This window comes from Flaviaestuariibacter terrae (assembly GCF_054777635.1).
In genome coordinates this window covers 1-24,667 of record NZ_BAAHAL010000008.1, presented here as the reverse complement: position 1 = coordinate 24,667, position 24,667 = coordinate 1, and the positions used below count along the sequence as shown (strand labels likewise).

The 24,667-nt window shown below is 58.4% G+C and carries 23 protein-coding genes; 13 read left to right on the top strand and 10 right to left on the bottom strand.

Annotation, left to right across the window (positions count from 1 at the left end):
- Nucleotides 1-20 precede the first annotated feature (20 nt).
- From ACYU7Z_RS08060 to ACYU7Z_RS08020, 9 genes are all read right to left on the bottom strand, one after another.
- Nucleotides 21-368: a TfoX/Sxy family protein gene (locus ACYU7Z_RS08060; protein WP_460569209.1), complete on the bottom strand. Its 348-nt coding sequence runs from the start codon at nucleotides 366-368 to the stop codon at nucleotides 21-23.
- A gap of 69 nt (nucleotides 369-437) precedes the next feature.
- Entirely contained in the window at nucleotides 438-1,268 is an 831-nt protein-coding gene (locus ACYU7Z_RS08055) for a hypothetical protein (RefSeq protein ID WP_460569207.1), read from the bottom strand.
- Nucleotides 1,269-1,493: 225 nt separating this feature from the next.
- Nucleotides 1,494-2,153 (bottom strand): uracil-DNA glycosylase family protein, encoded by a 660-nt coding sequence (locus ACYU7Z_RS08050; RefSeq protein ID WP_460569205.1) that lies wholly within the window; start codon nucleotides 2,151-2,153, stop codon nucleotides 1,494-1,496.
- Between the two features lie 60 nt (nucleotides 2,154-2,213).
- The gene (locus ACYU7Z_RS08045; protein ID WP_460569203.1) at nucleotides 2,214-2,870 is read right to left on the bottom strand and encodes a peptidase associated/transthyretin-like domain-containing protein; all 657 of its coding nucleotides are present in this window, start codon (nucleotides 2,868-2,870) and stop codon (nucleotides 2,214-2,216) included.
- Between the two features lie 155 nt (nucleotides 2,871-3,025).
- A complete protein-coding gene (guaB, locus tag ACYU7Z_RS08040) occupies nucleotides 3,026-4,498 on the bottom strand; it encodes an IMP dehydrogenase (RefSeq protein WP_460569201.1) in 1,473 nt (490 codons plus the stop codon).
- A gap of 89 nt (nucleotides 4,499-4,587) precedes the next feature.
- On the bottom strand, nucleotides 4,588-5,691 hold the full coding sequence (dprA, locus tag ACYU7Z_RS08035; protein WP_460569199.1) for a DNA-processing protein DprA: 1,104 nt from the start codon (nucleotides 5,689-5,691) through the stop codon (nucleotides 4,588-4,590).
- A gap of 180 nt (nucleotides 5,692-5,871) precedes the next feature.
- Nucleotides 5,872-7,785 carry an OmpA family protein gene (locus ACYU7Z_RS08030; RefSeq protein ID WP_460569197.1) on the bottom strand — a complete coding sequence of 638 codons (1,914 nt, stop codon included), beginning with the start codon at nucleotides 7,783-7,785 and terminating at the stop codon, nucleotides 5,872-5,874.
- A 136-nt stretch (nucleotides 7,786-7,921) separates the two neighbouring features.
- Nucleotides 7,922-8,560, bottom strand: a complete 639-nt coding sequence (locus tag ACYU7Z_RS08025) for a 7-carboxy-7-deazaguanine synthase QueE (RefSeq protein WP_460569195.1) — start codon at nucleotides 8,558-8,560, stop codon at nucleotides 7,922-7,924.
- A 98-nt stretch (nucleotides 8,561-8,658) separates the two neighbouring features.
- Nucleotides 8,659-9,540: a bifunctional 5,10-methylenetetrahydrofolate dehydrogenase/5,10-methenyltetrahydrofolate cyclohydrolase gene (locus ACYU7Z_RS08020; protein ID WP_460569193.1), complete on the bottom strand. Its 882-nt coding sequence runs from the start codon at nucleotides 9,538-9,540 to the stop codon at nucleotides 8,659-8,661.
- A gap of 89 nt (nucleotides 9,541-9,629) precedes the next feature.
- Here ACYU7Z_RS08020 and ACYU7Z_RS08015 point away from each other — a divergent pair, with 89 nt between their 5' ends.
- The 8 genes from ACYU7Z_RS08015 to ACYU7Z_RS07980 all read left to right on the top strand — a co-directional run bounded on the left by ACYU7Z_RS08015 (nucleotide 9,630) and on the right by ACYU7Z_RS07980 (nucleotide 20,265).
- The gene (locus tag ACYU7Z_RS08015; protein WP_460569191.1) at nucleotides 9,630-10,439 is read left to right on the top strand and encodes a hypothetical protein; all 810 of its coding nucleotides are present in this window, start codon (nucleotides 9,630-9,632) and stop codon (nucleotides 10,437-10,439) included.
- Between the two features lie 6 nt (nucleotides 10,440-10,445).
- Nucleotides 10,446-12,404, top strand: coding sequence for a ComEA family DNA-binding protein (locus ACYU7Z_RS08010; RefSeq protein ID WP_460569189.1), 1,959 nt, complete (start codon nucleotides 10,446-10,448; stop codon nucleotides 12,402-12,404).
- Between the two features lie 179 nt (nucleotides 12,405-12,583).
- A complete protein-coding gene (locus ACYU7Z_RS08005) occupies nucleotides 12,584-15,772 on the top strand; it encodes a SusC/RagA family TonB-linked outer membrane protein (RefSeq protein WP_460569187.1) in 3,189 nt (1,062 codons plus the stop codon).
- 21 nt (nucleotides 15,773-15,793) lie between these two features.
- A complete protein-coding gene (locus tag ACYU7Z_RS08000) occupies nucleotides 15,794-17,278 on the top strand; it encodes a RagB/SusD family nutrient uptake outer membrane protein (protein ID WP_460569185.1) in 1,485 nt (494 codons plus the stop codon).
- 34 nt (nucleotides 17,279-17,312) lie between these two features.
- On the top strand, nucleotides 17,313-18,368 hold the full coding sequence (locus ACYU7Z_RS07995) for a DUF1735 domain-containing protein (protein ID WP_460569183.1): 1,056 nt from the start codon (nucleotides 17,313-17,315) through the stop codon (nucleotides 18,366-18,368).
- 108 nt (nucleotides 18,369-18,476) lie between these two features.
- A complete protein-coding gene (locus ACYU7Z_RS07990; protein WP_460569181.1) occupies nucleotides 18,477-18,791 on the top strand; it encodes a DUF3467 domain-containing protein in 315 nt (104 codons plus the stop codon).
- A 26-nt stretch (nucleotides 18,792-18,817) separates the two neighbouring features.
- Nucleotides 18,818-19,513: a hypothetical protein gene (locus tag ACYU7Z_RS07985; protein ID WP_460569179.1), complete on the top strand. Its 696-nt coding sequence runs from the start codon at nucleotides 18,818-18,820 to the stop codon at nucleotides 19,511-19,513.
- 50 nt (nucleotides 19,514-19,563) lie between these two features.
- Nucleotides 19,564-20,265 (top strand): hypothetical protein, encoded by a 702-nt coding sequence (locus tag ACYU7Z_RS07980; RefSeq protein ID WP_460569177.1) that lies wholly within the window; start codon nucleotides 19,564-19,566, stop codon nucleotides 20,263-20,265.
- Between the two features lie 62 nt (nucleotides 20,266-20,327).
- Here the strand turns inward: ACYU7Z_RS07980 and radC are convergent, their stop codons facing one another.
- Nucleotides 20,328-21,020 (bottom strand): JAB domain-containing protein, encoded by a 693-nt coding sequence (gene radC, locus ACYU7Z_RS07975; protein WP_460569175.1) that lies wholly within the window; start codon nucleotides 21,018-21,020, stop codon nucleotides 20,328-20,330.
- 64 nt (nucleotides 21,021-21,084) lie between these two features.
- Between radC and ACYU7Z_RS07970 the strand changes: the two genes are divergently transcribed.
- The 5 genes from ACYU7Z_RS07970 (at nucleotide 21,085) to ACYU7Z_RS07950 (ending at nucleotide 24,413) form a co-directional block, all read left to right on the top strand.
- Nucleotides 21,085-21,276, top strand: a complete 192-nt coding sequence (locus tag ACYU7Z_RS07970) for a hypothetical protein (protein ID WP_460569173.1) — start codon at nucleotides 21,085-21,087, stop codon at nucleotides 21,274-21,276.
- Nucleotides 21,277-21,330: 54 nt separating this feature from the next.
- A complete protein-coding gene (locus tag ACYU7Z_RS07965; protein WP_460569171.1) occupies nucleotides 21,331-22,287 on the top strand; it encodes a ribose-phosphate pyrophosphokinase in 957 nt (318 codons plus the stop codon).
- 111 nt (nucleotides 22,288-22,398) lie between these two features.
- Complete coding sequence (locus tag ACYU7Z_RS07960) at nucleotides 22,399-22,995, top strand: 50S ribosomal protein L25/general stress protein Ctc (RefSeq protein ID WP_460569169.1); 597 nt, start codon at nucleotides 22,399-22,401, stop codon at nucleotides 22,993-22,995.
- 116 nt (nucleotides 22,996-23,111) lie between these two features.
- On the top strand, nucleotides 23,112-23,696 hold the full coding sequence (gene pth, locus ACYU7Z_RS07955; protein ID WP_460569167.1) for an aminoacyl-tRNA hydrolase: 585 nt from the start codon (nucleotides 23,112-23,114) through the stop codon (nucleotides 23,694-23,696).
- Nucleotides 23,697-23,801: 105 nt separating this feature from the next.
- A complete protein-coding gene (locus tag ACYU7Z_RS07950) occupies nucleotides 23,802-24,413 on the top strand; it encodes a fumarylacetoacetate hydrolase family protein (protein ID WP_460569165.1) in 612 nt (203 codons plus the stop codon).
- Nucleotides 24,414-24,667 lie beyond the last annotated feature (254 nt).

The following is a 24,667-nucleotide window of genomic DNA, read 5'->3' as shown; positions in this document are numbered from 1 at the left end:
TCCCTTTCGCCGCTCCCCGCTTACTTTTTCCTGCGGGAAGCTTTCGCCTGCTCGTTGAACGACAGGAATAGCTCCAGCCAGCTGCTGAAGTCCCTGTGTGTCCGAAAGCCTTCCGGCTCTACGTAGCAATAGCCCGCCAGCTCCTTTCCTTTCATGATCATGGGCCGGTAGCCCCGTCGCTCGGCTACCTCTTCCTGCTGTACCGGGTCAAATCGGCCTAGGAGCCGGTCGCGGCTGATGTTGACGCACATCTTGCCATTCACCAGGAAAGCCAGCCCGGAAAACATTTTCTTTTCCTCGATCCGGATTCCCGGAACGGCAAACAGGTATTCGCGCACGCGGTCGGCAAGCGGGGTGTCGTAAGCCATAACCGAAAAGTACGCGATCGGCGCTGCCGATTGCAGACCTGTTTTCCGGATGCACCTGTGCCCGCGCTTTCAAGTCCGCTCGCGGTCCGGCGTGATCCGCCGCACTATCTGCGACGGGGCGATGGGAGCGTGTTCCCTGCGGTGGATACCCGGCACATGCGCCCGCCGGACGAGCGGGTTGCGTACTTCCGCAGGAGGAGCCGGGACGCGGAAGCGGAAGCTGATGCTGCCGCAGGTCGCCTCGATGTAATTAAGAAGATACCGGCAAAACAGGATCAGCCCCGACATCTCCAGGCCTTCTTCAACGATCGTGAGCATCTTATACACGAAGTTGTTGCCATGGGATTCGAAATACGATCCATCCAGCGCTTCCATGCCCAGCGCGCCCGACAGGTAGATAAAGGCCGACAGCACGAAACCGATGCGTGTCGGTTTCGGAAGCGACATTAGGAAGCGCAGGTACGCCAGCCCGACGACGGCAGCAACGGCCAGGCCGGGAATGATCCAGGAATAGTACAGAAGGCCCAGCTGCCTGTTGCCCAGGCGCTGCCGTATCGGGCCAATCAGGTCTTCGTGTAGCGTCCAGGCTTCATCCATGCCCATTAGTACAAAGCCCAGCGAAAGTGTCAGCCATGCCAGTGCTTTCAGCAGTCCCTTCGGCACCGCGCGGGCGGCAAGAACGAAGAGAAGTACGGCGTCTGCAAGCAACAGGAAAACGTTGTAGGCCGTGGGCAGGTTGCGCTCCCCATCGAGCGAGAGGATACGCGCCACGCCTTTGATTTCTTCGGTGCGGTGAAGGTAGGGGAGGCAGATCAGCACGTTCGCAACGATGAGCAGGCCAAGGGCCAGGAAGAGTCCGTTCGTCAGTCGGTTTGTACGGACCAGAACATGGAAGTGCATAAGGCAGGTTTTACGGTTAGCAAGTCGGCCATGCCAGCGGGGACGGAGCGCACAGTCACATTAGGAAAATGTACCATCAATAATCATGCATAACTACTGCGCGGTACCGTAGAAATGCGGTTGCCTGTTTAAAATATGCCGCTGTCATCCGGAGCTCGCGCTGAGCTTGATCGGTGCGCGGCAGCTGTACGGTGAATCAAGCGATGCAAAAGGTTCGGTCGGTAGTCAGCGCGTGTTGCGTGCGGGGAGCCAGGCCCGGTATTGCGCCCGACGCTTTTCGGCTGTCAGCGCGCCCCATTGCTCGGCAAGGGGCGATGGCGAATAGAGCGTGATGGTTTCAATCGGACGCTCCGGTCCCGTAGAACTACGGAACAGGAACTGCCTCCGCTTCGGGCCGCGCTCCTGCAGGATCTTCATCCCGCTCAGTCGCCCTTCCTGCCGGAGCATCCGCAGCGTCAGCGTTTCCGCGTTTACCTTCCCTGAAGAGGACGTGAAGTAAAGCCGGCTTACTGCTGGATGGCTGTCAAGGTCTCTTACCAGTTGCGTGTTGAGCTCGAGCTCGTGCAAGGCCGTATCCATGGCGCTTCCGAGCGTGTGGCAGGCAAAGATCGCGTCGGAGAGGCCGAGGGAAAGATCGTCCAGCAACTGCATGCGCTGCCGGATGGCGGTATCCGTTCGCTCCTGGTCAAGGCGACATCCATAGATGACCGCAAGGTCACGCCAGAAGTTGTTGTCGCGGCTGCCGTAAAAAAAGTCGACGTCGTCGGGGCGGATGCGCCCGAAGGCCTCGCGGATCAGCACGCTTGGAAACGTACCCAGCAGGATGGCCGTTGCGTTTTTCGAAATATACCAGCCGCGGGCGATGTAGGAATGAACGACGCGCATAACCGGCTCGAAAGCAACATCCGGGCCGCAGCGCCGGCCGGATGTAAAACTCCTCCCGGCTCAGAGTGCTACCTGCAGCAGGCGGGTTGTTCCGGCGGGAATGGTCACCGTGTCGCGGAAGCTGCGGCCGGCTGCGTCGAACGCCACGCTCACGGGCACATCGGCCGCGGTTTTGAGGGTGAAGGTCGTGTCGAGTGCATGGCTCATACTGATATAAGCAGCGAGGTTGACGGTGCCGGGGCCGGGCGCGCCGAAGCGGACGTCGGTCATCAGGATGGCGCCGTTGCCGTAACCCTGCGTGGTCAGGTGCACCTGCAGGTTGGCTTTGCGGTACAGGTGGATGTCTTCCGTAAGCGTCGCCGTGCTGTCGCTTCCGGTGAGGAATTTTATTTCATCGGTGCCAACCTCGTTGCTGATATAATCAGGGTGTAGGGCATGCAGCAGCACCGCCGGGCCGAAGCCACCGAAGTGCTGTGAAAAGGTCAGCGAATAGCGTCCGTCGGCATCGGTCTGCGCCTGCCCCAGCTCCTGCGAATCAGCGCCCGCCATTGTTGCCACGCGTACGGTAGCGCCGCCAATGGGCTGGCCGCCCGGGGTCGTAGTAACACGCCCCGTTAGTGTTACGCAGTCGTGCGTGCACGAGGTTGTTGCAGTATCTTTTTTACAGGAAAGCAGGGAAGTGGCCGCAAAAAGGCCGGCAAGCAGTTGGTTGCGCATCGTTGAAGAGTTAGGAACGTAAAAATAAAAAGACAAGCGCAACCGGGACTTCGCTGCGGGGGTTATTTTTTCGGTAGGGGCAACACAAAATGCATGGCGCCCGTAAAACCAGGTGCATGGAAAACGAATGACTTTGTATTGCTGGCCGGGTGCTACTACTTCCGGCTGTAGTTCGGGGCTTCCCGCGTGATCTCCACGTCGTGTGCATGGCTTTCGCGCATACCCGCATTGGTGATCTTCACGAAGGTCGCTTCCTGCAGGGCCTTGATGTCTTTGGCGCCGCAATAGCCCATACCCGCACGCAGTCCGCCCACGTACTGGTACACGATCTCGCGGAGCGACCCCTTGTAGGCCACGCGGCCTTCGATGCCTTCGGGAACGAACTTCTTTACATCCGCTTCCGGATCCTGGAAATAGCGGTCGGAAGAGCCCACTGACATGGCACCGAGCGAGCCCATGCCGCGGTACTCCTTGAACTTACGGCCTTCGTAGATGATCGTATCACCGGGGCTTTCCTCCGTGCCGGCGAAGATCGAGCCCATCATCACGCAGTCGGCACCGGCGGCAAGGGCCTTGACCATATCGCCGGTGTAGCGGATGCCGCCGTCGGCAATGAGCGGTATGTTGCGGTCTTTCAGCGCGGCGTGTGCCTGCATGATGGCCGTCAGCTGCGGCACGCCCGCGCCGGCGACGATCCGGGTGGTGCAGATGGAACCGGGTCCGATACCCACTTTTACCGCATCTGCTCCGGCTTCGGCAAGGGCGAGAGCTCCTTCGCTGGTAGCGATATTTCCCGCGATCACCGGCAGCTGCCGGAAGGCGGATTTTACTTTTCGCAGTGAATCGATGATGCCCTTGGAATGACCGTGTGCGGAGTCGAGCACCACCACGTCGACACCAACCGCCTGCAGGGCCGTTACACGGTCGAGGATGTCTTCGGTAACACCGATGGCCGCGCCAACGAGCAGGCGGCCCAGACTGTCCTTGGCTGAATTCGGAAAGGAGGTCACCTGCAGGATGTCGCGGTAGGTGATGAGGCCAACGAGCTTGCCGGCCTTGTCCACCACCGGCAGCTTTTCCACCTTAGTTTGCCGCAGGATGGCCTCGGCTTTCTTCAGGTCGGTGCCTTCGGGTGCGGTAACCAGATTTTCCTTCGTCATCACCTCCGTAACAGGGCGCTGGTTATCTTCCTGGAAGCGCAGGTCGCGGTTGGTGAGAATGCCGGCGAGCTTGCCGCCGTCGGCCACCACCGGGATGCCCCCGATGCCGTACTCGCGCATGAGGCGCTTGGCATCACCAATGGTTGCGGTAGTCGGCAGCGTGACCGGATCCAGGATCATGGCGCTCTCGCTCCGCTTTACGCGGCGCACTTCGTTGGCCTGCTGCTCGATGGTCATGTTCTTGTGAAGAATACCGATACCGCCTTCGCGCGCCAACGCGATCGCAAGGCGCGATTCGGTCACGGTGTCCATGGCCGCCGACAGCATCGGTACGTTGAGCGTGATGTCGCGGGTGAGGCGGGTTCGGATCTCTACGGAGCGGGGGAGGATTTCGGAGTAGGCCGGTACCAGCAGTACGTCGTCAAAGGTGAGGCCCTCGATAAAGTTGCGGGGAGAGTTTGTTGCCATGTGCAAAATTAGGGGGCGACCGCGCAAAGGAATGAGAAGGAATTGTAAACGCCTGTGGAAAAAGCCGCAAAGCCTTTGGGGGCGCCGTTTCAGGCAAGGCTGTATAGCTTGCCGGGGAGGCTCCGGAGCACGCCTTTCAGCTCGAGCCCGAGCAGGAGCGCCGCCACTTCGCTGGGTCGAAGGCCGCTGCGCAGTTGCAGCTCCTCGATATGCAACGGGGTGCTGCCGTCAAGAAGGGCCACAAGGCGCTGCTCGGGTTCGTGGAGGTCGGTAAACAGGCTTCGCTGCGGGGTGCCGGCGCGTGGCCGCTGCGCCCAGCCCATGGCCTCCACGAGCTCGTCGGCACAGGTGAGCAGCTGCGCTTTCTGGGTGCGGATAAGCAGGTTGCAGCCGCCTGCGCCCTTGTCGCCCACGCGCCCGGGCACGGCAAACACATCGCGGTTGTAGCTGTCGGCCACCCGCGCCGTGATCATGCTGCCGCCTTTTTCGGCGGTCTCCACCAGCACCACGCAATCCGACAGTCCGGCCACGATGCGGTTGCGCGCGGGGAAGTTGTGCTTGTCGGGCGCCGTATCGCTCAGGAATTCCGTCAGCAGGCCGCCGCCCGAGCGCACCATCGAGCGGGCCAGCGCCGTATGCTCGCTCGGGTACACCCGTGCAAGACCGTGCCCCACGACGCCGATCGTCGGGAGTCCTGCTTTCAGCGCCGCTTTGTGGGCCACCGCGTCAATCCCGAAGGCGAGGCCGCTCACGATCGTCACGCCCAGCGGCGCCAGGTCGGACACGAATTGCTCGGTCCAGCGCCGGCCGTAGTCGGAGGCGCTGCGTGTGCCGACAACCGCGACCATCCGCTCGGCATTGAGGTCGAGGTCGCCCTTCCCGAACAGCAGCGCCGGCGGGTCGTAGCAATGCAGGAGCCGCTTCGGGTAGCCGGGCTCGCCAAGAAAATAGGTTTGAATGCCGTAGCGCTGGATAAAGGCCGCTTCTTTTTCGAGGGCCGCAAAACCGGTAAAGGCCCGAAGCGCCTGCGCGCGTACGCTCCCGATTCCTTCGAGCTTTTCGAGTTCGGAACCGCGCGCGCGAAAAACCGCCGACGCCGAGCCATAGTGCTGCAGCAGGATGCGGGCATGCACGTCGCCGATATGAGGCACCTGCGTCAGCGCCAGCTGGTAAATGAACTCGGGGTATTGCACGCTGCAAAGTTGGGCGACGGTCTCCGGGCGGCAAGGGGAAAAACACCAGCCCAGGCTGGGAAAAAAATCAGGTATTGAGTTGAACAGTAACGTTCCGGGCATTCACTGGCCAACCTCTCAAAACCTCCCAAAACCTTCTTCAAAACCTTCCTGAACCTTTTCTGACCCTCTCTTGCCTTCCTATTTCGACAGTATTTTCAATTCGGTCCTCCGGTTCTGCGCCCTGCCTTCTTCGGTTTTGTTATCCGCAACCGGTTGCGAAGCGCCAAAGCCCTTCGCTTCCAGCCGCGACGCGGCAATGCCTTTTTCAACAAGGAACTGCACGACAGCCTTTGCGCGGTTATCGGAAAGCTTTTGATTATCGGCGGCTGTTCCCACGTTGTCGGTATGGCCCTGCAGCTGGATCCGCACCGTCGGGTTGTCGCGGAGGAATTGCACCACGCGGTCAAGCTCCACCTGCGACTCCGGCTTCAGCACGTATTGCTTCGTATCGAAGAAGATGTTCCGTAGAACTACGGATGCATTCACCTCGATGGGCTGCAGCGGAATGTCTTTGCGGTAGGTCGAGTCGGGTGTTTTCCCGCTCAGGAAATAATGATCGGAATAAAACAGGTAGCCGCGCCGCGCTACGTTGAACACGTAGTTCTTGCCCACCGGGAGGGTCACCAGGTAGCTGCCGGTTTCATCGGTCTGCACACGCGACACTTCCTGCCGCGTGGCCAGGTCGATCAGGGCCAGCGAGGAGGGGAGGCCAGCCTTCGTTTTCGCATCGTACACCTTGCCTTGCACCCACAGTGTGCGCACCGGCTGCATCGACGGCCGCATCGCGAAGCTGTAGATGTCCATACTGCCTACGCCGCCCGCGCGGTCGGAGGCATAGTAGGCCGTTACGCCATCAGAGGCGATGCACAGCGCACTTTCCTCGTCGATGGTATTGATCGGGTAGCCGAGGTTTTCGGGTTTGCCCCATTTGCCATCGGCGCCTTTGCGCACGATGAAAAGATCCTGGTTTCCGTAACCCGTAAGCCCGTTGGAGGCGAAGTAAAGTGTTTGATTATCGGCATGGATAAAGGGTGTCAGCTCGTCGCCGGGCGTATTGATCTGCGGACCCAGGTTTTCGGGATCGGCCCAGCGTCCGTTGGGTAGCTGGTGCGCCACGTAAATGTCGCTGCCGCCATAGCCACCCGGCCGCTTGCTCACGAAGTAGAGGTCTTTCTTATCCGGCGAGAGGCAGGGTTGCGTTTCCCACTGGTCGCTGTTGATGGCGCTTCCGAGGTTCACAGGCTCGCTCCAGCCATCGCGCTGCCGGTAGGAGATATACAGGTCGCAGCTGCCCAGCCCATCGGGCCGGTAGCAGCCGGTGAAGATGAGCCAGTTGCCATCCTGCGACACATTTTGCGCGCCTTCGTTCATCGGCGTATTGATGCTTCCATTCAGGTGATAGGCCGGGCCCCAGTTGCCGCCGCTGCGGTGGCTGATAAAAAAGTCTTCGTTGCGTCCGTTCAGGCGGCGCGTGAAGATCATATCGTTGCCGTCGATCGTGAGCGAGGGAAAGTATTCGGCCTCTTCGCTGTTGATACCGGTGCCGAGATTTTTCGGGTTGAAAACGTAGTTGTCGGGATGTGCTTTGTTCCAGTCTACGGCGAACTGGAAGCTTTTGCGGCGGTACTCCGCGGCCTTGCGCGTATTGGTTCCGAGGTTGGGCTTTGCCAGCAGTTTATTGACGGCGTCCAAAGCCTTGTCGAACTGGCCGTCGCCGGCGAGGGCGATGGCATAGGGAAGACGAATATCCGTTAGATAGCTGCTGTCGATGGCAAAGGCTTTCTCGTATTGAGCGATGCTTTGCTTGCGGTCCTTGAGCTGGGCATAAACACCTGCAAGCGACACATAGGCTTCGAGGTATCCGGCGTCGCGGCGGATGGCTTCGTTCAGGTAGTCGCGCGCCGCGTCCATGTCGTCGTGATCGATAGCGGTAAGGGCGTTTTCATACGACTCCTGTGCTTTTTTATTTATCCGGGACGGGTCATACTGCGCCTGCGCCACAGCCACACACAACAACAGGCCGGCAAGCAAAAAGGGCCGCATCAGTTTCATCCGATGAAAATACCGAGAGAAAGAACGCAGATATGTTAAGATCATTATGATTTACGAAGATTTACAGCGCGCGGCAACAGGAAGCTGCGCCCATCGTTACCATTCCTAAGCGATCTGCGTTCTTTCGCTGCACGGCTCACGGAACATTGATATACTTATGGATCTGCAGCGACAGCTGCCATTTCGGGTTCGCCTTTACATAGTCGATGAGCAGGGGCGTCATCTGTGCGGCTTTGTCCCATTCGGGTTGGAGGTAGAGGCGGCATTCCGGCTTCACGAGCGCGGCCCACTGCTCGGCCCAGGCAAAGTCCGATTTGTTGAAGACAACCACCTTCAGCTCGTCGGCTACGGCCACCACTTCGGGCAGCGGTGCCTTGAATTTTTTCGGCGACAGCGTGATCCAATCCCAATGCCCGCTCAGCGGCGAAGAGCCCGATGTCTCCATATGCGTGCGAAAGCCTGCGCTGCGCAGCGCTACGGTCAGCCCGTCGAGCGGGTGCAGCAGCGGCTCGCCGCCCGTGATCACCACGATCGGCGCGGCCGTTGCGCTGACAAGTGCAACAAGTTCTTCCGTTGTTTTGTGCGGATGGGCCGATGCGTCCCAGCTGTCTTTGACATCACACCACACGCAGCCGACATCACAGCCGCCGAGGCGGATAAAATACGCTGCTTTGCCCTGGTACAGGCCCTCGCCCTGGATGGTATAAAAATGCTCCATCACCGGCAGCGAAGCGGCAACGGGACGTACGGGCTCATCGGTGATCGGTATCGACATGAATAAGTTTGTAGTTTGAAGTTTGTAGTTTGTTGTTTAGGCAGAACAAGTATTTGCGTCAGCAACTACAAACTTCAAACTACAAACCACAAACTGTTTTAGTCATAATGCTTCAGCGCGCAGGCATGAAACGTATTCTTTAATAACGCAGCGATCGTCATGGGTCCGACGCCACCCGGCACCGGGGTGAGGAAGCCGGCCTTGCGGGCAACCTCGTCGAAGGCCACGTCGCCGCTGATGCGGTAGCCGCGCTTCCGGCTGCTGTCGTCAACGCGGGTAATTCCTACATCGATCACCACGGCGCCTTCCTTTACCATATCGGCTGTAACGAAGCCGGGACGGCCAAGGGCTGCGATGATGATATCGGCCGACCGGCAGATCTCCGGCAGGTTGCGGCTGTGCGAGTGGCAGATGGTGACCGTGGCGTTGCCCTGCGGACCGGCGGCACTCAGCAGGATGCTCATGGGCCGCCCCACGATATTGCTCCGCCCGATCACAACAGCATGCTTGCCGGCTGTTTCTATCTTGTAATGCGCCAGCATCAGCTGGATGCCGTAAGGCGTTGCCGGGATGAAGGTTGGCTGCCCGAGCACAAGCCGTCCCACCGTGTTGGGATGAAACCCGTCGACGTCTTTTGAAGGGTCGATGGCATTGATGATCTCCTCGGGCGAGATATGCGGCGGAAGCGGCAATTGCACCAGTATTCCATCCACATCGGGATCGGTATTCAGCTCGCGGATCGTTTCCAGGAGCCGGAAGGAGCTGATGGATTCCTCGAAGCGAATGAGCGTGGATTTGAATCCGACCTCCTCGCAGGCTTTCACTTTGGCGGCTACATAGGTTTCGCTGGCACCGTTGGTTCCGACAAGAATCGCCACCAGGTGGGGCACTTCCTTGCCGTTGGAGGCGAGTTGCGCAACATCTATCTTAAGTCCGTCTTTGATCGATTGTGCTGCGGCTTTCCCGTCGAGGATCTGCATGCGGCAAAGGTAAAATCCCGCCATTTGATGGGAAAAACATTTTGTTTTTCACCTGTCGGCATGCGGAGCTTTGAAAAAACAGCACCGCCATGAAAAACATCCTCCTTTTCTTCCTCGTGTACAGCGCGCTTCCCGCAGCAGCACAAAGACTGCTGGAGCCGTTCGGCACAGGTTACCAGCGCCTCACCGCGCTGGCGCCCTCGTTCAGCAGCGCCGCATCACAGGAATACAACCCGGCTTCCATCGCCGCTTTCAGCAGTCCATCAATGAACGTTTCCGGAGAGCGCCGTTTTGGCCTGAGCGCTCTATCGGTCTATCGGCTGCAGGCCGCAGCCCCGCTCGCTTCGGGTGTTGCGGGACTATCCGCGACCATTGGGGGCAATCCCGGCTGGCAGGAGCTGGCGTTCCGCGGCAGCTACGCGCGGCAGTTGGGCGCGCGGGCCTCGGTGGGCATCGGCGCTGAATGGCAACGGCTGGGAAACGCCGTTTATGGCCATGCCGCGACCCTGCAGGCGACTGCCGGCTTTCGCTGGGAGCTTACGCACGGCGTTTTTGCGGGGCTCCGCGTGCAAAACCCCGCTCGGGCCCGTTTGGGAAAGGACCCGGGCGAGCGTCTTCCTGCCTCGTACGGCCTCGGTGTTGGCTGGCAATCCGATTCCACCTGGCTGCTGGCGGTCGAACTCGCGCACCGCGATGGGGCACCGCCGGCAATAGCCGCAGGCGTCGAGTACGTGTTCGCCCCGGCATTGCGCGCCCGCTGTGGCATCGACACGGGGGCGCCGGCTGCCTGGATCGGGCTGGGAACCGCGCTGGCCCATATGCGCCTGGATGTTACGGTTACCCTGCACCGTGAGCTCGGCCCGACACCCGCTTTGGTACTCCAGTTTCCCGCTCAATAATGGTTTATGCGAAAGCTACTGCTACTTGTAGAAATACTGTTCGCGCTTGCGCTCCATGCGCAGGAGCCCGACCAGCTGGAGCGGCGCCAGGAAGGAACGGACCGCGTGGTCGAAGAAGAGCCCCTGCTTCAGGAGCAATCCTGGCGCAGGCGTCACCCGCTTTGCATCAACAGTGCCCCGGCCGAAGTCCTGCGCACGCTACCCCGCATCAGCGAGCTGCAGGTGCAAAGCCTCGTCGCCTGGCGTACGTCGATGGGGCCACTGCTGGCAGTCGAGGAGCTGGCGGCCGTTCCGTATTGGGACGCGGAAACCGTGCGTCGCCTGCAACCCATGCTGACTACCCGGGAAAGCCCGCTGGCCTCCGGCGCAGGCCTGCTGCACAGGGGCGAGCACAGCTTCCTGTTGCGAACATCCGTCCCCCTGGGGCGCACGGCGGACTTTGAAAAAGCACAGTACGCCGGCGGGCCGGAACGGGTATACCTGCGCTATCGATATCGAATGGACGACGCACTCCGATGGGGCATCAGCCTCGAGAAAGACCCCGGCGAGCCGCTCGCGCGCGGACCCGACTTTACGTCGGCACACCTGTTCTGGCAGGGAACGGGTCTTGTGCGCAGCATCGCGCTGGGCGATTTCACCGTCAATATGGGCCAGGGGCTCATTCAATGGGATGCGCCCGCATTCGGAGGGGGAGCCGACCTCGCTGCCATGAAGCGCCAGGGACCCTTTCTTCAGCCCTTTCTTTCTGCCGATGAATACCACTTTGCGCGCGGCGCCGGTGTCACGCTTCAAAAAGGCGCCTGGCAAGCCTCGGCCTATGTTTCGGTTCGTCGGCTGAGTGGTCGCATCGACAGCGCGGGGAGCGACGCCGGCATTGCGTCTATCAACAGTAGCGGCTATCACCGTACGGCCTCCGAAAGAGCCGGTCGGAATGTACTCGGCATGCGCGCGGCCGGTGGACGCCTGCAGTGGGAGCGGGGCGCACTGCGCCTGTCGCTGCAAGGCCGGCTCATCGGATTTTCCGAACCGCTGCTTCCGGGCAAGGAGCCGTACGAGCGCTTCGACGCACAGGGCCGATCGCTGCGGCACGGGAGCATCGACTGGAGCTACACGCATGGTCCGGCGCACGTTTTCGGCGAAGGCGCAACCGATGGAAGGGGCGGCTTCGCGCTGGTGCAGGGTCTCCTGTTCAGCGGCGGCGCTCTCTGGGACCTCGCCGTTGACTACCGGCACCTGTCGCCCCGCTATGCGGCATTTGACGGCAACGCGGTAGCGCGGCGCAGCGAACCGCAAAACGAGGACGGACTTTACCTGGGGCTGAGCGTGCACCCGCCGCGCGGCTGGCACCTCGAGGCCTGGGCCGACGGCTACCGCTTTCCCTGGCTCCGGTACGGGATCGACGGGCCCTCCGGCGGCTGGCAGGGTGGCATCCAGGCGGGCTGGCATCCGAACCGGAAAACCGAAGCGAGCCTTCGCTTCCGGTATGGGTCCGACAACGAGACGGCGGAAGGAGAGGGGCCGCTTTCGGTACTCGAAACGGCGCGGAAGCGTACGCTGCGGCTTCAGCTGGCGCAGGATTGGGGCGGCGGCTGGCGTGGCGCATTCCGGGCGGAATGTCTTTGGCTCGACGAACCGGCGGGCCGGAGCACGGGCTTTGTACAGTCGTTCGGGCTGCACCTGCCACCCCTTTGGAAGCTGCGCGCCGGAGTGCAGGCGGTCTTCTTCGACACCGATTCGTATGCCGCGCGGCTATATCAATATACAGAGGCGCCGGCCGGGGGGCAGGTGCTGGCCTTTTATGGCGAAGGATCGCGCTATTCGGTTCATATACAATATGATGCGCCCGGCGGCGTTAACATCTCCTTGCAGGGAGTAGGCACCACGTACAGCACCCGGCCGGGCGTTCCTCCGGGGCCAGGTAAAACAGCCCCGGAGCTGCGGGTACAACTCTCATGGCACTTATGAACCTATCTAGTTACCTCACCCTCAACATTTTTTAAGGAGAAAAAAACTTTTTGTTAGAAAAAGTATAATTTGGCGCAGCATTTCCGCTTGGACTATTGTCTCTGCTTCAATAGTTCTCTCTCGCGGAGAACGCGATAGAATGTATTTAAGGCTTTTTAACACTTAAAAAACACGTCTCAATGAGAAAAATTGCATCGCTCCTATCGATGTCAATGTTCGTTTGCACATTGGCATTCGGACAGCCCCGTCAGGTGACGGGTCAGGTTCGGGACGCGTCGGGAAACCCGGTTCCTTTTGCTTCGGTAACAGAAGCTGGCACCAAGAACACGGTTTCCGCTGATGCGAACGGTAACTTCTCCATCCGCGTGGGAAGTCCCTCCAGCCGCCTGTCTGTTTCGGCCACTGGCTTCCAGGGCGAAACCATCTCCGTTTCGGGTAACACGGCAACCGTAAGCCTCAATCGTTCGGAAGGCACACTGGAAACTGTAGTGGTAACTACGGGTCTCGGTATCCGCCGCCAGGCGAAAGAGCTCGGATATGCCGCTACTTCCGTTAACAACCGCACGCTGACTGCCGGTAAGGCCGTTAACGTTCAGCAGGCGCTGATCGGTAAAGTATCGGGCCTCAACGTAACCACTACGAACAGCGGCGTCTTCGAAAACTCGAAGATCCTCATTCGGGGTATCCGCTCGCTCACGGGTAACAACCAGCCTATGCTGCTTGTTGACGGTGTGCCGACGCCCCTCGGTTTCCTTTCGACCATTCCTCCCGGTGATATCCAGGACGTAACGGTTCTTAAGTCGGCTGCTTCGGCCGCTATCTACGGTCCTGATGCCGTAAACGGTGTGATCGCTGTAACCACGAAGCGTGGTACCGGCAACCGCCTCAACATCACCTTCAGCTCCACGGTGCAGGCTGCCCGCGTTGCCTACTTCCCCAAGATTCAGCGTCGCTTCGGCCAGGGTGCGGGTGAAACCGTTGACCAGTATGGCAACTACGGGTTCGTTGAGTATGAGAACCAGATGTACGGACCCGAGTTTGATGGTTCCATCAAGCCGATCGGACCCGTTCTGGAAGACGGCTCGCAGCAGTTCGGCCCCTACTCCGACCTGCACTACAAAGACAAGATCAACTTCTTCAACACAGGTCTGACCTGGCAGAACTCCGTTTCGGTTGCCGGTCAGGACTTCTTCTTCAGTGTTGACGATGCCAACATCAAAGGCCTGATGCCGAAAGACAAGAACCGTCGTACTTCGTTCCGCTTCAACGGCGGCAAGAAAGCCGGCAAGTTCTCGGTTGACTATGGTATCAACTACATCCTCGGTAACTATGACGTCGTGAACGAAGCCGGTATCGCCGGTCTGTTCCCCCGTACCTACGGCGGTTCGATCATGTTCCAGGTAATGCAGACAGCGAGCAACGTTCCCCTGCTCGACTACAAAGACTGGCAGAACAACAAGTTCGCCCAGTATTCCAACTACTACAACGGTTATGCGATCAACCCGTACTGGGGTATCGATAACGTCCGCACCAAGGGTCGCAGCGATGATGTCATCGGTAGCATCAACCTCGGTTACCAGTTCCTGCCCTGGCTGAAGGGTAACGTACGTGTTGGTACGAACCTCGACTTCACCAGCAGCAAGAGCACAACCGCTCCGATCTTCGTAACCGACTACGCCAAGACGCACCGCGATGGTACGCAGTACGGTTCCGACCGTCCCGGCTCGGTAACCGACCGCTCGGGTTACTCCTCGCGCATCAACGTTGAGTACTTCCTCAACGGCGACCGCAACTTCAGCGATTTCAACGTTCGCTACCTCGTAGGTGGTATGATGCGTCAGAACCGCTCGAAGAGCGCCGCTCTCCAGGGCAACAACCTGGTGGTTCCTTACCTGTTCAACGTAGGCTCCCGCTCCGGTGACGCCGTTGTTGCAGAAGCAGACCAGCAAAGCCGCCTGCTTTCCGGTTACGGAAGCGTAGGCCTTGGTTATAAGAACTGGGCTTTCGTGGAATTCACCGGTCGTAACGACTGGGACAGCCGTCTCCTGAAGGCAAACCGTTCCTTCTTCTATCCTGGTGTGAACGCCTCCTTCGTCCTGTCCGACGCTATCGGCATGGTGAAGAACAGCCGCACGATTTCGTACGCGAAACTGCGCGCCGCCTGGTCGAAGTCGGGTAACGTAAACCTGGCTCCCTACCAGCTCGTAGCTACGTACTCGCAGCCTGCTGGCTTCCCCTTCGGCAACAACGCTGGTTACACAGCGGGCAACCGTATCCCGGACGCCAACCTGAAGCCTGAGTTCGTAGAAACGAAAGAGATCGGTGTTGAACTCGGTTTCCTGAAGAACCGCATCACCATCGACGCCTCTTACTACCACCAGAACAACACCAACCAGATCCTGGAGGTGCAGCAGTCCTGGACTTCGGGTTACTCCACAGCGCTTGCAAACGCTGCCGACTTCAAAAACTACGGTTTTGAAGGTGACCTGAACCTGACCCCGCTCGTTAAGGTTGGTAAGGCGAACATCAACTTCAAGTTCAACGCACACTACAACAACAACGAGGTTATCAGCACGCTGAATAACGTTCCTGTTGTGATCGGTGGTAGCAGCCAGTTCACGCAAGGCGCCGGTTCGTCGCCCAGCGCAAACAACATCGCTATCGTTGGTATGCCTGCCTTCGCCTTCCAGCTGACCGACTACAACCGCGACCCCCAGGGCCACGTAATTGTAGACTCGCTGACGGGTATGCCCAGCCTCGCTTCCTCGCCTGTCATCAAAGGCCGTACGCTGCCCCTGTGGACCCTTGGCTTCACGCCTTCGGTTGCTATCGGCAACTTCAACTTTGCTATGACCTGGGATTACAAGACCGGACATAACTTCTACTCGCAGCTTGGTTCGGATATGGACTTCTCCGGTATCTCCGAGCGTAGCATTGACTACGGCCGCCGCCGCTTCGTGTTCCCCAACTCGGTGATCGCGCTGAAAGATGGTGATGGTAAAGTTCTCGGCTACCGCCCCAACACCGACGTTCAGGTTCAGGATGGCAACTACGGCTTCTGGGCCAACGGTGCCACCAACGAGTCGATCGCTACCAACTACTTCGCAAGCGCCGCCGCCTGGCGTCTCCGCGAGGTGAACATCTCGTACAACCTGCCGGTCAAGTGGTTCGGTGGTGCCAGCAAGTACGTTCGCGGCGTAAGCGTGAGCGCAGTTGGCCGCAACCTGCTGCTGATCGTTCCGAAGTCGAACCAGTGGGGTGACCCCGAGTTCAACGAGGCTTCCGGCCAGAACACGTTCGGTCTTGCTTCCTCGTTCCAATCGCCGTCTGCCCGCTACTTCGGTGGTACGCTGACCGTTCAATTCTAACCTAATAAATGTTTATCTAACATGAATTTCAAACATAAATCTATCTGGGTTCTGGCGCTCACCGGCTCCGTGCTGCTCGGAAGCTGCAAAAAGGGGTTCCTGGATGTTAACGACGACCCCAACAACGTTACGGAGCTGAACATCACTCCGGAGCTGATCTTCACGCAGGCCGCCAATGCCGTTGGTCAACGCCAGGGCAGCAACAACCTCACCTTTCTCGCCAACTGGCTGGGCTACACCGGTGCTTCCGGCTCGTATGCCATCGATGGTACGGAGACTTCCTACAACATCGACCAGAACTTCGGCGAAGGCATTTGGTCGAACAACTACAACGTACTGTTCGATCTCTACCAGGCAAAGACCCGCGCACTCGCCAAAGGCGACACCGTGCTGGCCGGCGCTTCCATGATCCTGTCGACCAAGCTGTGGCAGGATATGGTGGACCTGTTTGGTAACATCCCTTACAAGCAAGCCTTTCAGGGTTCCAACAACCCCCGCCCGTCTTACGACAACGCGCAGGCCATCTACACCGACCTGCTCCTGACACTGGATACCGCCAAAGCGTACATGGGCAAAACCGCCCGTTCGACCTTTGCCACGGTAGACATCGTAAACGCCGGTTCTCAGTCCAAGTGGATCAAGTTCGCCAACACGATGAAGCTGCGCCTGCTGGTGCACCAATCGCAGGTGGCTGGCTTCGACCCCTCGGCCGAGCTGACTAAGATCAAGGATGGCGGCGCTACGCTCAACATCCTCCGTGCTGGTGAGTCGATCCGCGTGAACCCCGGTTATGCCAACGAAGCCAACAAGCAACAGCCTTTCTACGCAACGTACGGTTTCACGCCCACCGGTGCCTCGGCCAACGAGATCACCCGCGCGAACAACTACGTGCTGAACCAGCTGTCTGCCAACAGCGACCCCCGCATCTCCCGCCTGTTCACTACGATCAGCGGTAACTATGTAGGTGTTGATTACGGCGCCAGCTCCGGCAACCCCACTTCGGGCGCCGCCTCGCGTATCGGTACCGGCCTCGTTTCGTCGCCCACCGCTTCCCAGTGGATCATGACCTCCGTAGAGAGCCTGTTCCTGGAAGCTGAAGCTACTGCCCGCGGTTGGAACACCGGTGCTGCCAGCGCACAAGCTGCTTACAATGCTGCTGTTACGGAAAGCTTTGTTTTCCTTGGTAGCACGGCTGCTCAAGCCTCGTCGTACCTGGCGTCTTCCGCCGGTGCTGCATGGCCTGCTGCCCAGGCCGACCAGATCAAGCGCATCCTGTACCAGAAGTACCTGGCGCTGACCCTGATCGACCCGATCGAGGTTTACACCGATTTCCGCCGTGTTCCGGGCTTCCTGCCCAACGGCTACCTGTCGGTAAACCCGAGCCGCAACACCCAGGGTATCCCGAACCGCCTGCTCTATCCGCAGAGCGAGTTCACGACCAACGGTGCTAACGCTACGTCGCAGAGCGTAACGAGCGCTTACCAGAAGATCTTCTGGCAGCCCTAATCCAACCTACTAATCGCTTCAAAAAAACAAAGCAATGAAACGTTATTTCGTCAATACCGCCCTTGCGCTGACCGGCTTCCTGGCCCTGGGCCTGACTAGCTGTCTGAAGGACAAGGAATACGACAATGGGTCGATCCAGTCTGCTCGTAACAGCGGCAATGAAGTCAAAGTAATCGAAATCGGCGTAACGGGTACCTCCGTTACCCCCACTGGTGAAGGTGGCAACAGCGTTGTGTACGGCCTGAACGCCTCCAACAGCGACACCACTTTCGGCCTGATCCCCGTGATCCTGGCAACCTCCGGCCCTGCTGAAGAGGACATCAACGTGACGCTGGCCCCGGCTCCCGAGCTGGTTGACAGCTTCAACAATGTTAACGGTACCTCCGCTATGGTTCCGACCGCCAACATGTACACCGTGCTCAACGCCGGCAACGTGGTAACGATCCCCCGCGGCTCCAACATTGGCTACCTCAAGGTAAAGCTGAATCCTTCGGCTTTCCTCGGCCAGGACTGGGCACTTGCCTACAAGATCACGTCTGTTGACAAGCCGGGTTACACCATCAGCTTCAACAACCGCACGGGTCTTGCCCTGATCGCCATCAAGAACCGTTACGACGGTGCCTACCGCGCCACAATCCGCGCTGTGGGTTGGGCTGCCTTCGGTATCGGCGAGCGCACCGGCAACTACCCCGGTCTGTACACGATGGAAACCGCTGGTGTGACGTCTGTTGACGCCAACTCCGCCCGTGGTGACTATCTCCTGGCTGCCTTCACCGGCGACGCCAGCACCAACACCGGCAACACTGCCTTCGGTGCCACCACGCCCCGCTTCACGTTCGACCCCGCTACCAATAAGCTGGTTTCGGTAACGAACACGACGCCTCCGGATTCCCGTAACCGTGTGCTGACCATCATCAACACACCGCCGCCCGCCCCCGCTGCCGGCCAGGATCCGAACATCGTAACCGCTGCCAACCAGAACACCTGGGATCCGGCAACTGGTAACATCTACGCTTACTTCAAGCTGTCGCAGACAGGTCGTCCCGACCTCCTGTATCAGGCAGTATATACTTACGTTCGCCCCCGCTAACGTTTGTATCCTGTATCGAAAAAGGCCGCCTTCGGGCGGCCTTTTTTTTGCCGGTCAACCATCCCGGCCAGCTAAAACACGTATCTTTCTCTCAAATTCCGCGTCATTTTGGAGCAACAGAACCAGCCAGCCAGCCACCTGAATATCGAGATCAGCGAGGAAGTAGCCGAAGGCACCTATGCAAACCTGGCCATTATCACCCATTCGCATGCGGAATTCGTGATCGACTTCGTCAACGTCATGCCTTCCACCCCAAAAAGTAAGGTGAAGGCCCGGATCATCTTTACACCGCAGCACGCAAAGCGCTTCATGAAGGCACTCAGCGAGAACCTGCAGCGGTACGAGGCTGCCAACGGGGATATCAAGGACCTCGAGGAAGTACAGATACCACTGATGTTTGGCGGGCCCGCAGGGCAGGCCTGATCGCTCAACCCATAAACCAATTGCCCATGAAAAGGTGTCTCGTCCTTTTGAGCCTTTTTTTCGCGACGGCTGCCGGCGCGCAACTTCCTACCTATCGCCTCGAAGCAGGTGAAAGCCTTGCCGACGTCATCAGCGCTGCAGACTTCTACCGCTACCCAGCCTTCCGGGAAGGGCGCGTGCAGTTTCGCGACGGCTACGTCAAAACCGCGCGGCTCAATCTCAGTTACCTGCTCGGCCAGCTCGAATTTATCGGACCGAAGGGCGATACCCTGGTGCTGGAAGGCGTCGACGACCTGGCTCATGTGGCTATCGGGCAGGACACGTTCTTTTTTTATGCAGGCGCCGTACAGCAGGTCGATGCTTGGAAGGGGAGAGGTCGCCTGCTGCAATACCAGCAACTGAAGGAGGAAAGCAGCAGCAGCATCGGCGGCTATGATGCCAACGATCCCAGTGGTTCCGTAGAAGCAACTACCCGGTACAACGCCAACAATTCGGTCCGTTCCCTTGCGGTGCGCCGGCGCACCACGTACGTGCGCGATTCCAAACTTTATTTCTGGAAAGACAATACTGCCGAACCGATGCTTTTGGAGCGTCGCTCGCTTGAGAAGATCTACCCGGGCCGCAAAGCCGAGATCGCAGAATACCTCCGCGCCCACAAGGTGGACTTCCGCCTTGCCGACCAGGTGCGGGGACTCATCGCTTACCTGCAGGCATTGCCCTGATCCCCCCTCTAACGATCCTGTTTCCTTTCAACAACGTAATACAAGACACCATGAAAAAGCTACTCCTTCTTTCCATCCTCGCTTCCGGCCTCGCTGCCCGGGCACAGGACCGGCCAACCTATGTAGTCAATCCCGGCGAAACCATCCAGGACAAGCTGTCCTTTCCCGACCTGAACAAATACCCGAAGTTCACAGCGGGCACCGTGTTCTTCAACAACGGTACGGTCAACAACAACCAGCTGAATTATAATTACTTCGCCGGGGGCATCCAGTTCATCGACCCGAAAGGAGACACGCTGACACTCGGCAACGAAGACCAGATCGGCCTTGTGACGATCGGGACCGACTCGTTTTATTACAACAACAAGGTTTGCCTGCAGCTGCTCGAACGCCTGCCGGAGGGCGGTGGCTTGTACCGGAAGGAATTTATCCGCGTAGCCTCGATCCGCAAGATGGGCCTCTACGACCAGCCCGTCGACGGCGCTGCGGTTGATAATGTTTCCAACTACCTGTCGGGTGTCCAGGACAAAAAGCTCACGCTGAACCAGAAGATCACGCTGGTGCGCGAGACGTTTCTTTACATCACCGACAAGTATGAGCACCTTGTGCTCGTGGCCACCCGGAAAAACTTCGAGCGTCTTTATCCCAAGCGCCGGGACGATATCAGCGAATACCTCGCGGGAAAGAAGGTCAACTTTCAGAACGAGGCCGACGTGCGTGGCCTGCTGGCTTTCCTGCAGCACCGTTCCTGAACCGTGGGCTGTTCGTTTGCAAAGGCACAAAGGCTTCCTTTGTGCCTTTTGCATTCGGGTCATCAAAGCAGTCCTTCGTCGGCGAAGCTGAAATAGCCGTCGCTGCTGACGATGAGGTGGTCGAGCAGGCGGATATCGAAAAACCGGGCAGCCTCGCGGATCTTGCTGGTCAGCTCTTCGTCGGCACGGCTGGGGCGCAGGTTACCGGAGGGATGGTTGTGGCAGACGATGAGGCCAACAGCATCTTCCTCGAGTGCCCGGCGCAGGATGATCCGCGGGTCGGCCACGGTGCCGGTGATCCCGCCCTCGCTTACGATCTCGAAGCGGTTGACGCGGTTGGCCCGGTTGAGGTACAGCACGGCAAACACTTCGTGGCGGTAATCCTGGAGAAGCGCTTTCAGCTGCAGGGCCACATCCTGGCTGCTGTTTACCTGGGGCTTTTCGAACAGGGGGCCAGCCTGGCAGCGGCGCCCGAGCTCGAGTGCCGCAGCCAGGGTCACGGCGCGGGCGGGACCGATGCCCGGAACGCGGGTAAGATCGGCAAGCGACTGCCGGGCGAGCTCCGGAAGGCTGTTGCGGGCGCCCTGGAGCAGCAGGCGGGCGAGGTCGAGCGCGGAATGCTGCTGGGTGCCGCTGCCGATCAAAATCGCCAATAACTCACTGTCACTCAGGCTTTCAGCTCCTTTATCCCGTAATTTTTCGCGCGGGCGGTCGTCTTTTGCCCATGTCTTAATCGAGTATTTCTGCGCTTGCATACTCTGAATTTAGATATTATTTTTACCTCGTCCACAATATCCCTTGAACCTTAAACCCACCCCTATGACAAAAAGAACCAGTGCCCCGATGGGCGCCCTCCACCCCCTGCTTTTCTTTGTGCTCGTGTACGGCATTTCCTTGCTGATGGCCCTGTTTGTATGCCGGTCGGTGTACTATGGCGTTAACGGCGACGATGCACAGGCGGATGCTGCCGCCAGCGCTGCACCTGCAGCTTCGGCCGTTGCGTACCAGTGAATTTAACCCGGAAAATGTGCGGGCGTTTGCTACCTTCGCCGCACATTTTCCTTTATGCAACTGCAACCCTCTGCCAAAATCTTTTCCGGCACCGGATCGCAAAAGCTCACGCAACAGATCTGTGAGCGCTATGGGTGTAAGCCGGGTGAGATTCAGATTCAGAAATTCAGCGACGGCGAGATACTGCCGATCTTCAATGAAAGCGTTCGGGGGGATGTAGTGTTCCTGGTGCAAAGCACCTATTCGCCTTCCGACAACCTCATGGAGCTCCTGCTCATGATCGACGCCGCCCGCAGGGCCTCGGCCTGGAAGATCGTGGCCGTGCTGCCTTACTACGGCTATGCCCGCCAGGACCGGAAAGACAAGCCGCGTGTGGCCATCGGCTCGAAGCTCGTTGCCAACATGCTTGTCGCCGCCGGCGCCGACCGCGTGATCACGATGGACCTGCACGCCCCGCAGATCCAGGGATTCTTCGATATCCCGATGGATCACCTCGACTCATCTGCGGTTTTTATACCATATATAACACAACTTCGGCTCGAAAACCTTACCTTTGCGGCCCCCGACGTGGGTGCGACGAACCGGATACGGGAAATCGCCTCCTACTTCAACGCACATATGGTGATCTGCGACAAGCACCGGAAACGGGCCAACGAGATCGCTTCGATGATGGTGATCGGGGATGTAACGGACCGCGATGTGATCATTATCGATGACATCTGCGACACGGCCGGCACGCTGGCCAAGTCCGCCGCTCTTTTAAAGGAAAAAGGCGCCCGCAGCGTCCGTGCCCTGGTTACCCACCCCGTTCTGAGCGGGAAGGCTTACGAGAACATCGACAACAGTTGTCTCGAGGAGCTGGTGGTCTGCGACACGATCCCCCTGCGCGGCGAATCTTCCAAGATCAAGGTGCTTTCGGTGGCCGAGCTTTTTGCCGTCGCTATCCGCAATGCCTACGAGAACAAGAGCATCAACAACCTGTTTATCCACTCACAGCGGAGAAACAAGTAACAGTTTGGGGTTTGGAGTTTCCAGTTTATAGTTTATGGAAGCAGCCAACCAACTCCAAACTTCAAACAGCAAACTGTAAACTGGTTACGTCATTTTTTTAAAACCTCAATAATGAAAGCAATTACAATCGAAGGACAACTGAGGACCGAATTTGGCAAGTCAGCCACCCGCCAACTTCGCTCTCAGGAGCTCGTGCCTGGTGTAATTTACGGGGGTGCACAGGAGATCAATTTCACGGCCTCTGCAAAGGCCCTGCGCCAACTCGTTTACACACCGGACTTCCGCCTCGTAGACATGGAAATCGACGGGAAAACAACCCGTTGCATCCTGAAGGACCTGCAGTTCGACAAGGTATCCGATGACCTTATCCACGTTGACCTCCTGGAACTCGTAGAAGACCGCAAGGTGGTCGCTACGATCCCGCTGAAGTTCACAGGTACTGCAGCCGGTGTCCGCGCCGGTGGCCGTCTCGAAACGAAGATGAAGGCCCTCAAGGTAAAGACCTACCCCAAGTACCTGAAAGAGCAGATCGAAGTACCGGTGGACGCCCTTGAGATCGGTTCCAACCTTCGCGTACAAGACGTGGTTACCGAGAACTACGAGATCATGAACTCGCCCCGTATCCCGATCGTATCGATCGTTACGACGCGTGCGCTCCGCCAGGCTGAAGCCGCAACTGCTGCTACACCTGCCAAAGGCAAGAAGTAAGACTCCCAACCCCTCTTTGGAGGGGATCAGGATACGCATTCCAAAAAGCCCCTCCGAAAGAGGGGCTTTTTCATTGCCGGTTCCCGATTCGCGAATCCCGACGATATTTGCCGTCCATGAACAAGTTTCTCATTGTTGGTCTTGGTAATATCGGCACCGAGTATGCCCATACCCGTCACAACATCGGCTTTGACGTCGTAGGCGCCTTCGTTCAAAAGCACGGGGGGCAATTCAGCAGCGACCGCCTGGCATACCGGGCCGAGGTGCGCTGGAAGGGCCGCATCTTCGTGTGTATCCTTCCGACCACCTATATGAACCGCTCCGGCGCGGCTGTGAAGTACTGGATGGATAAGGAAAAGCTGTCGGTGGAACAGGTGCTCGTGATCCTCGACGACCTCGCACTCCCGCTCTCGAAGCTTCGCCTGCGCCCCTCCGGCTCAGACGCAGGGCACAATGGTCTCCGCGACATCCAGGCGGTGTTGCAAAGCACAGGATACCCGCGGCTCCGTTTCGGCATCGGGAACGATTTCCCGAAAGGCCGGCAGGCCGACTTCGTGCTCAGCAAATGGCGGCCCGACGAAGAGCCCATTGTAAAGGAGAAGATCGAGAAGTGCGTCGGCGTGATTGAAAGCTTTTCCACAGTGGGAGTCCAGGCGACGATGAACACCGTAAATAATCTCGAATTCGGCCCGGGAGAATGATGGGTAATCCCTATTTTAGCACATAGCGATCCAATACCCAGAGAAAACATTTTTATGCAGGATTAACGCAACAACGTCTCCCGCATATAACAAAAACCATCTGACATGAAGATATTCTGTATCGGTCGCAATTATGCCGAGCATGCCAAGGAACTGGGGAACGCTGTGCCGGAAGAACCGGTGGTTTTCATGAAGCCCAAGAATGCACTGCTGCAGCCGCATATGCCTTTTTACTACCCGGAGTTCACCAACGAGCTGCACTATGAATGCGAGCTGGTGCTGCGTGTTTGCAAGAACGGGAAATACATCCAAGAGAAATCAGCCTCGAAATACTACGATGCCGTAACCACCGGGATCGACTTTACCGCCCGGGACCTGCAGCAGGTGCTCAAAACAAAGGGCTTGCCCTGGGAGAAGGCGAAGAGCTGGGATAATTCGGCCGTTGTTGGCACCTGGATCCCGATCGCCGAGATCCCGGATCGCAGCGATATTCGTTTTTCCTTCAAGAAGAATAACGAGCTTGTTCAGAACGGCCACTCGCGCGACATGATCCATAGCTTCGATGCGATCATCAGCCATATCTCTCAGTTCTTTTCCGTCAATATCGGCGATCTCATCTTCACCGGCACGCCCGCGGGCGTGGGGGAAACGGTGGTCGGCGATGAGCTGGAAGCTTTTCTTGGCGAGAAGAGCCTGCTCAAGCTCGAGGTGAAATAAGCGCGCTCAAACCATAAAACATAACCTGCCCGAGGCCCGGGCAGGTTTTGTTTTATATGGCAGTAAATAATATACGGCACACTGGGTAAGGGCTGGCAGGGCTTTTACCAACCTGTTTACGAAAATCGTTTGGCCGCGACGGCTGTGCTGCCTATCTTTGCGTCCGCTTTTTGACAGGACGGTTTGCGGTACATTTCTCCCCTTTATTTCTTTGACGAAATTTTAGAAGAAAAATCTTGAAAAAGATTTGGAAC